At 74.7% G+C, this 16,394-nt stretch carries 5 protein-coding genes; 2 read left to right on the forward strand and 3 right to left on the reverse strand.

What is annotated here, in order from left to right:
* Nucleotides 1–44: 44 nt before the first annotated feature.
* Nucleotides 45–3,941, reverse strand: a complete 3,897-nt coding sequence (locus ACGF5T_RS17380; RefSeq protein ID WP_366767061.1) for an alpha/beta fold hydrolase — start codon at nucleotides 3,939–3,941, stop codon at nucleotides 45–47.
* Nucleotides 3,934–12,561, reverse strand: a complete 8,628-nt coding sequence (locus ACGF5T_RS17385) for an amino acid adenylation domain-containing protein (protein ID WP_366767062.1) — start codon at nucleotides 12,559–12,561, stop codon at nucleotides 3,934–3,936. Before ACGF5T_RS17385 ends, ACGF5T_RS17380 begins: the two co-directional genes overlap by 8 nt.
* A gap of 472 nt (nucleotides 12,562–13,033) precedes the next feature.
* On the opposite strand from ACGF5T_RS17385, the gene ACGF5T_RS17390 reads away from it, so the two are divergent.
* Together ACGF5T_RS17390 and ACGF5T_RS17395 are read left to right on the forward strand one after the other, a co-directional pair.
* Nucleotides 13,034–14,365 carry a condensation domain-containing protein gene (locus ACGF5T_RS17390; RefSeq protein WP_361013565.1) on the forward strand — a complete coding sequence of 444 codons (1,332 nt, stop codon included), beginning with the start codon at nucleotides 13,034–13,036 and terminating at the stop codon, nucleotides 14,363–14,365.
* A 68-nt stretch (nucleotides 14,366–14,433) separates the two neighbouring features.
* Nucleotides 14,434–14,952 carry a sigma-70 family RNA polymerase sigma factor gene (locus ACGF5T_RS17395; protein WP_356611644.1) on the forward strand — a complete coding sequence of 173 codons (519 nt, stop codon included), beginning with the start codon at nucleotides 14,434–14,436 and terminating at the stop codon, nucleotides 14,950–14,952.
* 104 nt (nucleotides 14,953–15,056) lie between these two features.
* Here the strand turns inward: ACGF5T_RS17395 and ACGF5T_RS17400 are convergent, their stop codons facing one another.
* The gene (locus ACGF5T_RS17400) at nucleotides 15,057–15,812 is read right to left on the reverse strand and encodes a PAS domain-containing protein (protein ID WP_366767063.1); all 756 of its coding nucleotides are present in this window, start codon (nucleotides 15,810–15,812) and stop codon (nucleotides 15,057–15,059) included.
* Nucleotides 15,813–16,394: the final 582 nt, after the last annotated feature.

Genomic DNA, 16,394 nt, shown 5'->3' on the forward strand with positions numbered 1-16,394 from the left:
TCTCCTCAACGCGGGTTCACTGGGCAGGGGTTACGGGGCAGGGGTTACGGGGCAGGGGCTACGGCGGCTCCATCGCCGAGGCCGCGCAGGGCCTTGGCCACCGCCTCGCCGATGCGGGCGATCGGCTCGGGCTCGGTCATGTCGTAGTGACCGCACGGCACGTGGTGCTCGTGAAGGGTGCCGTCCACGTAGGGCCGCCAGCTGTCGGCCTTGCCGGGCAGCACCGCGAGGTCGGCCGGGCGGCCGGCGGTCTCCTCCTCGACCGCGCTGAAGAACAGCACGTCGCCGCGGAAGACGCCGGGGGCGAACTGCGGGGCGATGCGCAGGTTGTTGCGCATCACGGCGGCTATGGCGGCGGCCTCCGCCCGGGTGACGGGCGCACTCGACGGGTCGGTGGTGACCCGGGCGTCGATCCGGTCCAGGACGGTGTCCACGGGCACGGGGTCCGCGTCGACGGGGAGACCGGCCACTCTCGACAGCAGCGCCGCCACCTGGCGTTCGGCCGCGTCGGGGTCGTGGGCGGTGCCGTGCGGCTGGGGGGCGTCGAGCATGGCGAGGAGTTCGACGCGCTCGCCGTCGCGTTGGAGGGCACAGGCCATGGCGTGGGCGACGAATCCGCCGTAGGACCAGCCCAGCAGCCGGTACGGTCCGCGCGGCTGGAGCCGGCGTACCAGGTCTAGGTAGTGGGCGACCATGGCGGCGGCGTCGGGCGCGGGCGGGCGGGTGCCGTCGAGCCCGGCCGCCTGGATGCCGTGGACGGGCTGGTCGCCGCCGAGATGGGGCAGCAGACCGGTGTAGCGCCAGGAGACACCCGCTCCGGGGTGGACGCAGAACAGCGGTGTGGCGGTGCCCTCGGCGCGCAGCGGCAGCAGCGGCCCGAGCGCGGTGGAGGCGGTGTGCGGGGTTCCCTCGTCCCGTTCGTCGGCGGCGGCGAGCACGCCCGCCACGGTGGGCGCGGCCAGCAGTGTCGCCGCCGGGACGTCGAGGACGCCGGTCCGGCGCAGTCGTCCGGCGAGCAGCACGGCGCGCATCGAGTCGCCGCCGAGGTCGAAGAAGTTGTCGTGCAGGCCGATGCCGCCGATGCCGAGGGTCTCCTCCCAGAGCCGGGTCACCTCCCGTTCCCTTTCGGTGCGGGGCGGTACGTGCTCCGTGGTCAGCCGGGGCCGGGGTGCGAGGCCGGGGCCGTCCTCCCGCTCGGTCCCGGCGTCGCCGGGGTCCGTGCGGGCGCCGGGGGCGTCGATCCAGTGGCGCCGGCGGTCGAACGCGTACGGCGGCAGCGGGGCCCGTCGTGGTGTGCCCGGCACCGGGGGCAGGGCGTGGTCGACGCCTGCGCTCCACAGCCGTCCCAGGGCCTCGGCGAGGACGAAGTCGTCGGACGCCTCGGCCTTGGCGTGCCGCATGGTGGTCACCGTCACCGGCGCCTCGTCGGCGAGCCGGGCGGCGGCCAGCTTGGTGAGGGTGTCGCCCGGCCCGATCTCCACGAGGACGGGACGGAGGCCGTCCCACAGGGCGGTGATGCCGTCGGCGAACCGCACGGTGTTCCGGGTGTGGTCGATCCAGTGCCGTACGGAGGTGGCCTGGGCGTCGGTCACCCAGGTGCCGGTGACGTTGGTGACGTAAGGGATGCGCGGCGGGCGCAGGGTGACGCCGCTGAGGTGGGCCTCGTAGGCGGGCAGGACGGGGTCCAGGACGTGGGAGTGGGCGGCCACGGGGATGCGCAGGCGGCGGAAGGGGACGCCGAGCCGGGTCAGTTCGGCCTCCAGGCGGGCTACGGCGTCGACGTGTCCGGCGACGGTGCAGGCGCCGGGGCCGTTGACGGCGGCCAGGGACAGGTCGTCGTCGAGCAACGCCCCGATCTCCTCGGCCGGGGCCGCCACGCCGACCGTGGCGCCGCCGGCGGAGCTGATGAGCCGGATGCGTTCGGTGACCAGTGGCAGCATGTCGGCGAGGTCGATGACCCCGGCCAGGCAGGCGGCCGTGTACTCGCCGAGCGAGTGGCCGAGGAGCGCGTCGGGGCGGACGCCCGCCTCGATGAGCGTGCGCCCCAGGGCGTACTCGGTGACGACGAGCCCGAGGAACGCGGCGGTGTCGTCGGGCCGGCGCTCCTCGAAGAGGGCCGTGCGCAGGTCGGTGCCGAGGTCGGGCCGCAGGATGCGTGCGCACTCGTCGACGGTGTCGCGGTAGACGGTGTGGTCGCGGTAAAGCTGCGCGCCCATGCCGGGGTACTGGGTGCCGCCGCCGGGCAGCAGGAACGCCACACGGGCCGGGTCGTCGGGGACCGGCGGGGTGGCGGGTACGGCGGAGCGCAGCGCGTCGAGGGCCTCCTCGCGCGTGGCCGCCGTGACGGTGAGGCGGTGGCGCAGCGCGGGCCGGTCGGTGCGCAGGGAGTGGGCGATGTCGTCCAGGCGCTGACCGGGGCGGCGTTCGAGGTGCCGGGCGAGGGCGTCGGCCTGGCCGCGCAGGGCGCCGGCGGTGCGCGCGGACAGGGGCAGCACCAGGCGGCGGCCGTCCTCGGGCGGGCGGGGTGCGGCGGGGGCGGTGGGCGGGGCCTCCTCCAGGACGACGTGGGCGTTGGTGCCGCCGATGCCGAAGGCGCTGACGCCGGCCCGGCGGGGGTGCTCGCCTTCGGGCCAGTCCTCCAGGGCGGTGGGGACGCGGAAGGGGCTCGCGTCGAAGTCGATGAGCGGGTTGGGCCGGTCGAAGTGCAGGCTCGGCGGGATCTGCCGGCGTTCGAGGGCGAGGACGGCCTTGACGAGCCCGGCGATGCCGGCGGCTGCCCCGAGGTGGCCGATGTTGGTCTTGACCGAGCCGAGGGCGCAGAACCCGGTCCGCGGCGTGCTGTGCCGGAACGCCTCGGTGAGCGCGGACACCTCGATGGGGTCCCCGAGTCGGGTGGCGGTGCCGTGCGCCTCGATCAGGCCGATGGTTCCGGCGTCGATCTCCGCCTCGGCCTGGGCCGCGAGGATCACCTCGGTCTGTCCGGCCGCGCTGGGCGCGCTGAAGCCGACCTTGCGGCGGCCGTCGTTGTTGACGGCGCTGCCGCGGATGACGGCGCGGATGCGGTCGCCGTCGGCGAGGGCGTCGTCCAGCCGCTTGAGTACGACGGCTCCCACACCGTCGCCGGAGGAGGTGCCGGCGGCGTCCGCGGCGAAGGCACGGCAGTGCCCGTCGGGGGAGAACGGTCCGTCGGGCACGTGCCGGTAGCCCAGTGAGGCGGAGGGGTTGAGGGAGACCGCGGCGGCCAGCGCGGTGTCGCAGCGGTGGTCCAGCAGGTCCTGGCAGGCGGTGTGCACGGCCACCAGCGCGGTGGAGCAGGCCGTCTGGAGGGACACGCTGGGGCCGGTGAGCCCGAGTTCGTAGGAGACCCGGGTGGCGAGGGTGCCCAGGGAGTTGGCGGTGGCCGCGTGGACGAGCTCGACGGAACCGGGCTGCCCGGCGAAGCGCGGGTGCAGGTGGGCCGGGTAGTAGCGGCTGTCGCCGCCGCCCGCGTAGACGCCGAACGCCTCGCGGGTACGGTCGTCGCCGAGGCAGCCGGCGTCCTCCAGGGCGTGGTAGGCCGTCTCCAGGAGCAACCGTTGCTGCGGGTCGACGACGGCGGCCTCCGCGGGGCTGTAGCCGAAGAAGCCGGAGTCGAAGCGGTCGATGCCCTCGACGGCCGACGCCATCCGGACCAGTGTGGGGTCGTCGAGGTCGCGTCGGTCGCCGCCCGCGGCGAGGAACTCCTCGTCGGTGACGGGCCGTACGGACTCGCGGCCGGCCGCGAGGTTGTCCCAGAAGGCGTCGAGGTCGTCGGCGCCGGGGAAGCGGCCCGCCATGCCGATGACGGCGACGGCGGGGACGTCCTCGCCGTGGGGTGCGGTGGTGTCGTGCACGGCCTGTGTCTCGTCCTCTCGGGGTTCGTGGGGGGTCTGGGTCGCCTGCGGTGCGGGGGTGTCAGGCACGTCCGCGGTCCTTCCCGTGCCGTGCGGTGCGGCGGGCGCGGGCGGTGCGCTGCCGCTGTGCCTGCTCCCTGGCGCGGTCGAGGCCGTCGGCCGCGTGCCGGGGCGGCTGTTCGGCCGCCGCCGTGGGAGCGGCGCCGGCGGCCGACAGGTGGCGGGCCAGGTCGCGCACGGTGGGGTGCGCGAAGAGGTCGACGACGGACAGGTCGGTGCCGAGGGCGCGGTTGACGGCGCTCTGGGCGGTGACGAGGAGCAGGGAGTTCCCGCCGAGGTCGAAGAAGTTGTCGTCCCGGCCCACCCGGTCGTGGCCCAGTACACCGCGCCACACCTGCGCGAGCCGGTGCTCCAGCTTCCGCAGGTCGTCCCTCGCTTCCGCCCGGTCCGTGGCGGGGGTGGCACCCGCCGAGCGCAGCGTCCAGGCGTCGGACAGTCCGGCCGTCCGGGCGGTGTCGGCCGCCGCGTGGTAGAGGGCGCCCAGGTCGGTGCCGTCCTCCAGGCCGACGCGCGCGGCCAGGCGGCGCACCTGGCGGGCGGGGGCGTCGACGTGGCTGCGGACCCAGGGGGCGGTGCGGTCGGCGCCGATCAGCACGTGGGGTTCGTCCAGAGTGCGGGCCAGGTCGAAGGAGCGCAGCGCGGCGGGGGTGTCGAGCAGCCGGTAGCCGCGGGCCTCCGTGAGCGCGGTGAGCCGGTAGCCGCGGCTCATGCCGCGCTCGCGCCACATGCTCCAGGCCAGGGACTGGGCCGGCAGGCCGAGCGCCCGGCGGTGCAGGGCGAGGGCGTCGAGGCACGCGTTGGCGGCGGCGTAGGCGGCGTTCAGGGCGCCGCCGAAGAAGCCGTTCACCGAGGAGAAGGTGATGAAGGTGCCGACGGGGTGGTCGGCGGTGAGGCGGTGCAGCGTCCACGCGCCGCGCACCTTCGCCTCCAGCGCCCGACGCCAGGTCGCGGCGTCCAGCTCGCTCACGGGGCGTTCCACGAGCGTCCCGGCCAGGTGCAGCACCGAGGACAGGGGCACGCCCCAGGTCTCGGCGGCGGCCTCCACGGCGGCCCGCACCTGACGCTCGTCGGTGACGTCGGCACGGGCGTAGCGCACCTCGCCCAGCTCGCGCAGGCGCGGGAGGGCGTCGCCCTCGGGGTCCGGGGTGCGGCCGACGATGAGCAGGCGGGTACCGGGTGTGCGCAGCAGATGCGCGGCCACCTCGACGCCGACACCGCCCAGTCCCCCGGTGAGGAGGGTGAAGCCGTCGTGTGCGGGCGGCTCGGCGCGGGCCGGGGTGGCGGGCAGGGGGGCGAGGCGGCGTACATGGCGGTGTCCGTCGCGGTACGCCACCTCCGCGCCGTCCGTGGTGACGGTCGCCTCGGCCAGCACGACGGGCAGCGGGTCCTCAGCGGCGTCCGGGGCGAGGTCGAGGTGGGTGCCGCGCAGCCGGCCGAACTCCTCGCCCAGCGACTTCAGCAGCGCGCCCGCCGCGGCGTGGCCGGGCAAGGGGCGTTCACCGGGGCGCACGGCCTGCGCGCCCGCCGTCACGTACAGCAGGTCGACGGGGTGCGGCCGGCCCGGGCGGGCGGCGAGGGCGCGGGCGAACGCGAGCAGGTCCTCCGCACCGGCCGTGCCGTGCGGCTCCGTCTCGGGGGCGCCGTCGCGCCGCAGGCCGGCGAGGTGCAGTACCGCGTCGACGGGCGGCCGGTCGCGCTCCACCTGCCCGAGCAGCGCCGTGTAGTCACTCACCTCGCCGGGCCGGACCCGGTAGTGGGCGGCGTCGAGCCGTGCGAACTCCGTGCCCGTGCCGACCACCGTGCACAGGCCGCCGTCCTCGCGCAGCGCGTCGGCGAGCCGCTGGGCCGACAGGGCCCGGGGCTCCGGAAGGTCGCCGTTCGCCAGGACGAGGGTGTGCCGGCCGGGGTGGGCCGGACGGGCGTCGGGGCGTTCCGCCCGCTGCCACACCGGCCGCAGGAACCAGTCGGGGACGGTGGTCTCGGTGCCCAGCAGCAGTTGGGTCCGGCGGACCTCCTCGTCGAAGTCGCCCGCCTCGAACGCCTTGCGCAGCTTGGTGCGCTGGATCTTGCCTATCTCGGTCTTCGGGACGGCGTCCGGGGCGACCGGGATCAGGTAGGCCGGGCTGACGCCGATCTCCCGGGCCACCTTCCCGGTGATCTCGCGCAGGGCGCCGGCGGTGACGTCCGGCACGGGATGGAAGAAGAGGGCCAGTTCGTCGGTGGGCGAGGACGGGTCGGTGCGCACCGCGACCGCCGCGGTGAAGCTGTTCTCCACCCACGGCAGTTCCTCGACGCACGCCTCGATCTCGTGGCTGTAGTGGTTGACGCCGTTGACGATGATGACGTCCTTGGCGCGGCCGGTGATGTACAGCTCGCCGTCGCTCAGGTAGGCCAGGTCGCCGGTGTCGAACCAGCCGTCCTCGGTGAAGGCCTCCGCGTTGGCGGCCGGGTTGTCGTGGTAACCGCCGGTCACGGACGTGCCGCGGACCTGGAAGCGGCCCGCCTCGCCCTCGTCGAGGACCGTGCCCTGTTCGTCGACGATCCGCATGGCGAATCCCGGGTAGGGCAGGCCGCAGCTCACGAAGGTGCCCTCGCCGTCGCGGGGTTCGGCGGGCAGGACGGCGTCGGTGACCACGGAGCAGGTCTCGGACATGCCCCAGCCGGGGTGCATCACGTCCTGCGGCAGGCCGAACGGCTTCAGCGCGCGCAGGAAGCGGCGGGCGGCCGAGGCCACGACGACCTCGCCGGCGTTCATCACCAGCCGCATCGGCGAGAGGTCCCAGTCGCGGTCCGCGAAACGGTCGGACTGCTCGGCCAGGAGGCCGAAGGCGAAGTTGGGCGCCCAGGTGACGGTGACCCGGTGCCGGTCGGCGAGGTCCATCCAGCGCGCCGGGTCCTGCAGGATCCAGGAGGTGGGGGCGTGGATCTGGCGGCAGCCGAGGTACACGTCCCGCAGGTGGAACATCACCACGCCGGTGACGTGGTCGAGCGGGATCCAGTTGAGGGAGACGTCGTCCGCGCCGAGCCGGTTCGTCTGCTCGGTGGCGGCCGAGCGGGTCAGCACGTTGCGGTGGGTGAGCCGCACCGCCTTGGGCAGGCCGGTGCTGCCCGACGTCATCAGCATCAGGATGAGGTCGTCCGGTCGGGCGGGGTGCCAGTCGTGGTCCTCGGGCGCCTCGCGCAGGGCGTCGGCGGTGGTGAGCCGCAGCCCGGGCCGGTCCCACCCGTCCGCGAGGGCGCGCAGCCCGGCCTCGCGGCCCGCGGAGCACACGATCCAGGGCCGGCCGAGCATCCGCCAGATGCCCTCCAGCTTGGTCAGCGCCGCCGAGGGGGTGTCGTAGGAGGCGGGGACGGTCAGCGGGACGGCGACGAAACCGCCGAGGACGCAGCCCCACAGGACGGCCAGGAAGTCCTCGGTGGCGTCGCACTGGAGGATGACCTGGTCCCCGGGGCGCAGGCCCGCCCGACGCAGCCCGGCGAGGACGCGGGAGGCCTCGGGGATCAGGGCCGCGTAGCTGCGCCGGTGCTCGCTGCCGTCGGCGTGGACGTGGACGATGTCGCCCCGGCCCCGTTCGGCGGCGCGGCGCAGGGCCTCGGCCCAGCTCGGCACGGAGGGTTCGCACAGGGCGGGGCCCTCGCTGAGCGCCGGGACGGCCGACGAGCGGCCGGTGCGGCCGGCGGCGGGGACGGGTGCCGTGGTGCGGACGGGCAGGCCGGTGTGGCGGCGGTCCGGTTCCTCGGGCGTGGGCTCCACCGTCACCTCGGCGGTGGTGACGCCGGGGAGGGCGGCCAGCCGGTCCCGCCAGGTCCGGGCGGCGGTACGGTCGACGGTGGGCAGGGCGTCTAGGGCCACGGTGTCGACGGTGCCGTCCCCGGTACGGGGCAGCGTGTTGACGGCGGTCACGCGAACGGTGTCGTGGCCCGCGCGGTCCAGGGCGTCCTCGACACGTTCGGCGGCGTCCGCCCGCCCGGGCACCACGTAGAGCCGCGGTGGGGTGCCGTCGGTGCCCGGGAGGGCGTGGGCGTCGCGGACGCCGGACACGCGGAGGGCGGCGGCCTCCAGTTCCGCGGATTCGGTCGCTGCCGGGGCGGAGGTGCGCTCGGGGAGCGCGGGAAGGTCTCCCACGCGCACGCCGGGGTCGGTGCTCACCGTGCGCAGGACCTCGCGCAGGGAGCGGGCGAACGCCTCGGCCGTGCCGGCGTCGTACAGGTCGGTGGCGTACTCGACGTGCAGGGTCAGGCCGTCGGGGGTGCCGTCGGCGGTGTGGCGTTCCAGGACGTCCACGAACAGGTCGAACTTGGCGGTGCCGGTGGCGGTGGGCCGCAACTCGGCTCGGTGGCCGTCCATGGCGAGGACGGCCGGTTCGTTGTTCTGGAGGGCCAGCATCACCTGGAACAGGGGGTGCCGGCCGGGCGCGCGGGTCGGGTTGAGCGCGTCGACCAGCCGGTCGAAGGGCAGGTCCTGGTGGTCCAGGGCGGCCAGGTCGGCGCTGCGGACACGGGTCAGCAGGTCCCGGAAGGCGGGGTCGCCGGAGGTGTCGGCCCGTAGGACCAGGGTGTTGCTGATCAGGCCGATCAGGGGGTCGAGGCCGGGTTCGGTGCGGCCGGCGACCGGGGTGCCGAGGACGATGTCCTCGCCGGCGCCGCAGCGGGTGAGCAGGGCGCCGACCGCGGCGTGCAGCACCATGAAGAGGCTGGTGCCCGAGCGGTCGGCGAGGCGCACCAGGGCGCGGTGCAGGTCGGCGTCGACCGCGGTCTCGACGTGTGCGCCACCGCCCGGGGCGGCGGGGCGGGGCCGGTCGCCGGGCAGGGTGCACTCCTCGGGCAGGCCGTCCAGGGCCGTGCGCCAGTGCGCGGTGAGCCGTTCCAGCCGTCCGGGGCCTTCCGGTTCGGGGGTCAGCAGGGCGCGCTGCCACAACGCGTAGTCGGCGTACTGGACCGGCAGCGGCGTCCAGTCGGGTGCCCGGCCGGCCCGGCGGGCGGCGTAGGCGGTGCTCAGGTCGTCGGCGAAGGGGCGCAGCGACCAGCCGTCGGCGGCGCTGTGGTGCAGGACGAACAGCAGGGTGGAGCCCAGGAACCAGACGGCGAGGGGGCTTTCGGCGGTCAGGTCGAAGCGGTGCCTCGCCGCGGCGCTGATGTGGGCGGCGGTCTCCGCGGCGGGGCAGTCGACCCGGTGCAGCGCCGGACGCAGCTCGCCCGGCGCCAGGACGCGCTGGTGGGGGACGCCGTCGTGCTCGGCGATCACCGTCCGCAGGATCTCGTGCCGGTCGGCCAGGTCGCCGAGGGCCGCCTGGAGGGCCCGGGGGTCGGGGGCGGTGTCCAGGGTGACCAGGAGCGGGATGTTGTAGGTGGCGGCTCGGTCGTCGAGCCGGTTGAGGAACCACATGCCTTCCTGGGCGAAGGACAGCGGCACCCGCTGCGGGCGTACGGCGTCGCCGAGGACGGGCCGGGGCAGGGTGCCGCCGGTGGGTGCGGTGAGCCGCCGGGCGAGGGCGCCCGGGGTGGGCGTCTCGAACAGGGCGGTGATGGGGATCTCGGCACCCGTGTCGTGCCGCAGGCGGGCCAGGAGACGGGTGGCGAGGAGGGAGTCGCCGCCGAGGTCGAAGAAGTTCACGTCGGTGCCGACGGTCTCCCGGGGCAGTTTCAGTATGTCCTCGAACAGGGCGCAGACCACGGCCTCTTCGGGCGTTCCCGGGCGGTTCCCGGAGGCGGCGGCGGTGAAGTCGGGGTCCGGCAGGGCCCGGACGTCGAGTTTGCCGTTCGCGGTCAGCGGCAGCGCGTCCACCGGGACGCAGACGGCCGGGACCATGTGCTCGGGCAGGTGGGCGGCGGTGTGGGCGCGCAGCTCGGCGGGGCTCACCGGCGCGGCGCCGCTGGGGACGGTGTAGGCGACCAGGTGCTGGGCGCCGTTGTCGGCGCGGCGGGCCACGACGGCGGCACGTGTCACGCCGGGGTGGGAGGCGAGGACGGCCTCGATCTCGCCGGGCTCGATCCGGAACCCGCGCAGCTGTATCTGGGCGTCGGCACGGCCGAGGTAGTCGAGGGTGCCGTCGGGCCGGCGCCGGGCCAGGTCGCCCGAGCGGTACATGCGGGTGCCGGGCGGGCCGTAGGGGTCGTCGAGGAAGCGGTCGGCGGTCAGGTCGGGCCGGTCGAGGTATCCGGCGGCGACCCCGGCGCCGGAGACGTACATCTCGCCGGTCGCCCCGGGCGGCACGGGGCGGCCGGCGTCGTCCAGCAGATGGACGCGGAGGTCGGCGAGGGGGGTGCCGATGACGCTGCCGCGGCGCGGGTCGTCCAGGTCGGCGCGGGTGAGGCGGTGGTGGGTGACGTGCACGGTGGTTTCCGTGATGCCGTACATGTTCACCAGCACCGGGCGGTCCAGGCCGTGCCGGTCGGCCCAGGGGCGCAGACGCGCCGGGCGCAGGGCCTCTCCGCCGAGGACGACGTAGCGCAACGCCCCGGCGTCCCCGTGCCGTTCGGCGTCGGCGTCGGCGTCGACGAGTTGCTCGAACGCGGACGGCGTCTGGTTGAGGACGGTCACGCCCTCGCGGTGCAGCAGCTCCAGGAACTCGCGCGGCGAGCGACTGACGGCGTAGGGGACGACGACGACGCGGCCGCCGTGCAGCAGGGCGCCCCAGATCTCCCAGACGGAGAAGTCGAAGGCGTAGGAGTGGAACAGCGTCCACACGTCGTCGGCGCCGAAGGCGAAGTGCTCGGCGGCCGAGGCGAAGAGCCGGACGACGTTGGCGTGCGGGACGGGCACACCCTTGGGACGGCCGGTGGAACCGGAGGTGTGGATGATGTACGCGATGTCGGACGGGCGCACCGGTCCCCGACGGTCGGCGTCGGTGAGGTCGGCGGCGGATCGCCGGGCGAGGTCCGCCGCGACCGCTTCGTCGTCCAGGCGGACCACGGGCAGCGCGTCCCCGGCGAGGTGGGCGTGGGCGCGCTCGGTGACGAGGAGGACGGGTGCGGCGTCCTCGACGACCAGCCGCAGCCGTTCGGCCGGGTGGCCGGGGTCCAGGGGGAGGTAGGCGGCGCCGGTCTTGAGGACGGCCAGCAGGGCGGGCAGCAGCCATGTCCCCCGCTCCAGGGCCAGCGCCACCACCCGGCCGGGGCCCGCCCCGCGTTCGGCCAGCAACCGCGCCAGCCGGTTGGCCTCGGCGTTGAGTTCCGCGTACGTGAGCCGTTCGTCCCCGCAGGTGACGGCGGAGCGCTCGGGTCCGGCCGCCGCCCGCTCCTCGAACAGCTCGGTGAGCGTCCGCTCGACGGCATGCGTGTGCACGGGGGTGTCGCGGGGGTGCTCGCCCGGCAGCAGGACGTCCAGGTCGCCCACCGGGTCCGTCGGATCGGCCTCGGTCAGGCGGCGCAGCAGCGTGAGGAACCGGTCCCGGTGCAGGGCCAGTTCGTCCTCCTGGTACAGGGCGGGGTTGGCGTCGAAGGCCAGCCACAGTCCCCCGGACCGGCCGCCGGGGCGCACCGAGATCTGCAGGTCGTCGACGGCTCCGCCGGACAGGTGGTGCCAGGTGGTGGGGTGCCCGCCGAAGTCCGGCGACTCGTCGAACGGGACGATGTTCAGTACCGGCCCGTACAGTCGGCGCCCGGTGCCCATCAGCCCCAGGTCGCGGCGGAGGAACTCGCCGCGGTAGCGCTGGTGGCGGCGCAGCGCCGTCAGTTCCTCGGCGACGGCCCGTGCCAGTTCCGCGACGGAGGTGCCGGGGGCGGCGGCCACACGCAGCGGGAGGACGTCGGAGGCGGTGGCGGGGGTGCGCAGGGCGGCGCTGCCGGGGCGGCTCATGGTGGCCAGGCCGAGTACGAGGTCACGGGCGCCGGTCATCCGGTGCAGATAGGCGACGGTGGCCGTGGTCAGCAGTTCGGTGCGCCGGACGCCGAGGCGGGCCGCGGCGGCGTCGAGGGCGTCGGCCTCGGCGGGCGTCAGCGTGGCGGCGCGGCGCAGGAAAGGCGCGGTGGGGGCGGCCGTACGAGAGGTGAGACGGGCAGGCTCCGGCAGGCCGGCCAGGTGGCGCGCCCAGTGGTCGCGGTCGCGGGTGTACGCCTCGGAGGCGCGGTAGGCCGCCTCCTGCTCCTGGAGCCTGCTCACCGGCGCGAACCCGCATGGGTCCGGTGTGCGCCCCTCGGCCAGCGCGTTGTACGTCTCGGCCAGGCGCCGGCCGAGCAGCTTGTAGCTGTAGCCGTCGAGCAGGAGGTGATGGGCCCTCAGCAGCCACAGGAAGCGGTCGGGGGCGAGGGTCAGCAGGGTGTGCGCGAACAATGGGCCCTTCTCGATGTCCACGGGCGCCGCGAGGTCGGCGCGGACGTGGGCCCAGGCGGCGGCCTCGGGGTCCCGGGCGCCGCTTACGTCGACCCGGTGCAGTGGCCAGGCGTCCGCGTCCGGAGCGGTGCGGCAGCGGGGGCCCTCGTCGGTGTCGCCGAACCGCAGGGCGAAGGTGTCCGCCTCGCCGACGGTGCGTCGCAGCGCGGTCTCGAACAGGCCGGTGTCGAGGGGACCGTGGATCTCGACCGCCTCCGCGGTGTTGTACGCGGCGCTGTCCGGCGCGAGCCGCCCGGCGTACCAGAGGCCCTCCTGGGCTCCGGACAGCGGTCGACGTTCGTCCTCCTGGAGTGACATAGCACAACCCTCACGTGGCAAGCCGTAACTGTCCCGGACGGCGAAGGCCCGGCCGGATCGGACGTGTGCGGCCACCGCTCCCCGCCGCGCTCGTGCACGGGTCGGGCCGGCCCCGGAGGGCGGGACGGGAGGCCGCATGCCGAGGGCGGGGGGATCGCGTCACCCGGCCCCGGTTCACGGCACATCACGGTGCGGCAGTGAGACCGGGCGGGTCAAGCGGGACCGGGCCCGTGCGGCTCCGCTTCAGGGGTTTCCCTGGAGAACGAGAGGCCGGGGAGTGCGGGTGCCGGTGCAACTTCTAGGGAAATCACGCGACTTCCCTCCCGACCGCGTTCGCGGCTGGATTCGGCCGCGATCCGCCGTGCACTCTCGAAGGGCCCCACCCCGGCGGACCGCCGGCGGCGGCAGGCCGACTCCGGGCCGTGGAGGCCGTGGAACCCCCGACATGAACGACGGAAAGAAGGCTGACGGCATGCACCGTGCGCTGTGTCCGGTCGAGACGCTCTACGTGGGTCAGAGAAGCAGAGCCGTCCTGTCCTGCAGCCTGCGCGGACCCGTGGACGCCGCGGCGCTGTCGGCCGCTTTCGACGCCCTGACGAGCACCAACCCGACGCTGCGGTCCCGCATCGAGCAGGTCGGCACGGACCACGTGCTGCGCCTCCTGGCCGAGGACGAGCGGCCCACCCTGACCGTCCGCACCGGCGACGAGGAGGAGGCCTACGCGGCGGAGCTGAACCGGCCCCTGCCGGTCGGCGGTCCGCTGAGCCGCGCCGTCCTGGTCAGCGCGCCCGACGGTGAGAGCCACCTGTTCGTGCTGGTGGTGGACCACACCGTCACGGACGGGCACAGCAGCATCGCCCTGCACAACGCGCTGTGGGACCGTTACCGCGCACTGGTCGACGGCGAGCACACCGACGGGACGGCCGAGGCGGGTCTCCCGTCCTGGCCCGAGCCCGTCAGCCGGCTGCTGCCGCCTGCCGACGAGGCCGACACGGCGAAGTACCTCGACGGCCGTCTGGAGGAGACGCGCCGGCACCCGGTCGCGCTGGTGCCGTACGACACCGCCGCCGAAGGCGGGGCCGACGCGGCCGGACACATCGAGGTCCGCCGGCTGACCCTGGACGTGGACCACACCTCGCGCCTGCGCGCAGCGGCACGCGCCTCCGGCGTGTCCGTGCACGCGCTGGTCGCCGCGTCGCTGCTGGCCGCGGCCCGGCGGCGGCTGGACGGCCACGGCCCCCGCGCACTCGGCTGCCTCTCCCCCGTCGACCTGCGCTCCCGCCTGTCCCCGCCGCTGCCGGCCTCCGCGATGGTGCCCGCGGTCACGACGCACCTCCAGACCCTGGCGGTCTCCGAGACGTCTGAGCCGCTGGAGCTGGCCCGTGCCGTGCACGCCCGGCTGAGCGACTTCCTCGCGCGGGGCGACCACTTCCACGAGGTGCGCATCACGCCGGAGATCCCTCGCAACCCGGCCCTGCAGATGGCGACCGTGATCGCCACCAACATGGGTGTCGTTCCCGGCCCGCGACTGCCGCGCGGCCTGCGGGCGGTCGACGTGCGGCTGGTGCCGGCCCGTGAGCACTACTTCCCCCAGGCGGGGCGCAGCCCCGTGATGGCGTGCGTGGTCTCCTTCGAAGGGCGGCTGTCCATCGAGTTCCCGCACTCCACCGCCTGTTTCAGCCCGTCGTTCATGCGGGCGTTCCGCGATGACGTGCGCGACGGCCTGCTCCGCTTCACGACCGCGACCGCAACCGCGTCCCCCACGGAGCCCGAGCCGGAGCCGGCCCGCCCCATCACCGGCTGAGCCGCCCCTCCCCGCTCACGCACACGCACCCCCGTCCGCCCGGCTGCCGTAAGGAGACTCCGTCCGACATGTCCACCGTCAGCGAACTCCCCTCTCCCCTGGTACTGCTCCCCCGAGCCCAGGCGGGCGACGAGCAGGCGATGAACCGCTTGTTGACCGGCATCACGCCCTACGTCGCACGCATCTGCCGCTCCGTCACCCGTGACGACGGGGCGGACGCCACGCAGGAGGCGTTGCTCGCCATCTACCGCGGCCTGGGGTCCCTGCGCGAACCGGCCGCGTTCTACGGCTGGGTGCGCTCGGTGACGGTCCGCGAGGCCGTCCGTACCGTCAAGCGCTACGGCGAGGAGCGGAGCTGCTCCGAGCTGGAGTCGCGGCAGGAGGCGAACCCCCTGGACGCGGTGCACATCAGCGATGTGCTGGAGCGGTTGTCCGAGGCGCACCGGCAGGTCCTCACCCTGCGCGCCTACGGACTCAACGAGGAGGAGATGGCCGAGGTGCTCGCCCTGCCCCTGGGCACGGTTCGCTCCCGTCTCTTCCGTGCCCGCCGACGGTTCCAGGAGGCGTGGCTGCCCTCGGCGGCGTGAGACGGCGGCCGGCGCCACGGCCGGTCCCGTACGCGCAATGGCCGTGGCGGTGTGTGTCACCGCCACGGCCACCTTGTCCGGACCTTCGGAGAACGGCGGACGTGCTACCGCACGCGTTCCGACAGAACGCGCGGGGGCCACTGGCCGACGGCGAACATTCCGAGCGCGTGCGCACGCGCCACCAGGGCGGGGCGGTTGGACGCCTCGAACCTCCGCAGCATCTGACCGACGCGGTACTCGACTCCCTGACGGCTCAGATAGAGACGGGAGGCCAACTGCGCGGTGGACTCTCCGCGCGCGACCCCTTCGAGAACCTGCGCGTCGAGCGCGCTGAGCACGGGCCCGGCGGCGGCCTCCGCCAGGGCGCCCTTCTGTGGTACGCGCCTGTCCTCGGCCCGGCGCGTTTCCGCCGCGCGGTGTGCCGCTCCCGCCCTGCGCAGGAGGATGACGACGCCGAAGACATCGCCCGAGGGTTTCCTGACGGCGACCCCGGTGAGTTCCGCCAGGAAATCCCGTCCGGTGCCGTCCCGGTAGGTCACCGTTTCCGTGAATCGCCGGCAGCGTCCTGAGGAGAGGAAAGTGAACTGTTCCCGCAGCCTTGCGGGAACAGGAGAACGGAGAAGGTCGAGAAGTCGGCGCCCGCGTATCTCGTCGGTACTCAGGCCGAATTGGCGGGCGAATTCCGGCTCCGCGGCCGTGACGACCGGGTCCCCCGGGGAGACGTGGGCCGTCCAGGCGTCCGCCGAGGCGGCGCCGCGGTGCGCACCGCCTCCGGTCGGGGCGCGAGGGGCGGGGGCAGCCGGAGCGGTGGCATTCCTCTGCTTGCCGGGTGAGGCGTCGGGGAAACTCGTGGTCGCCACGAACGTACCGTCCTTCTTCCTGCGCGTGGGGGCTGGGAAGGGTTGCGAGCGCGGAGCGGGCCTGCAGTGCTGTGCCTGGGTGTCGGCAAGCGCCGGAGGGCGGCACGAACCACCTCGTCGGTGGCCGGGCCGGGTGTGCCGCGCCGCTCGGGCGGGCCGGCGGCGGGCGTCGGCCTCCCGAGAGTCATCAGGGTGAGCGGAGCGGACGGCGCCGAGGCGGCCGACGTCCGGACACCGGGGATAACGTTGTCATGGCCACTGATTCTCGTTGTCCGATCCCGACGCCGGAAGGCCGCCGGGCGGACCGGCCGACCGTACGGCAGGCCTGCGGGAGAAGCCCGGCCGGGAACCGTGCAACACGAGGAACCTCCACGAGACGAAGTGGGGATCGCATCAGGAGCGGTTTAGAGACTAGGGGTCGACAAGTCCTGTGACAAGGGTTTGCCAGGTGACCTCGGTCATCCGCCAATTCCTTTTAAAGCGGGCGGCTTTCGGGCAGTGTGAACCCCCGATACAAACCCTTGGGCGAAGAAGGACGCGGCTACGGAAATCGGCGGTCGGCCCACCTTCGGCAGCGTGTCC

Origin of the sequence: Streptomyces sp. NPDC047853 (genome assembly GCF_043204535.1) — a bacterium.
GTDB lineage: Bacteria > Actinomycetota > Actinomycetes > Streptomycetales > Streptomycetaceae > Streptomyces.

Coding starts and splice junctions, on each gene's coding strand:
- ACGF5T_RS17385 (WP_366767062.1), bottom strand. CDS start 12,561: ATGTCACTCCAGGAGGACGAACGTCGACCGCTGTCCGGAGCCCAGGAG.
- ACGF5T_RS17395 (WP_356611644.1), top strand. CDS start 14,434: ATGTCCACCGTCAGCGAACTCCCCTCTCCCCTGGTACTGCTCCCCCGA.
- ACGF5T_RS17390 (WP_361013565.1), top strand. CDS start 13,034: ATGCACCGTGCGCTGTGTCCGGTCGAGACGCTCTACGTGGGTCAGAGA.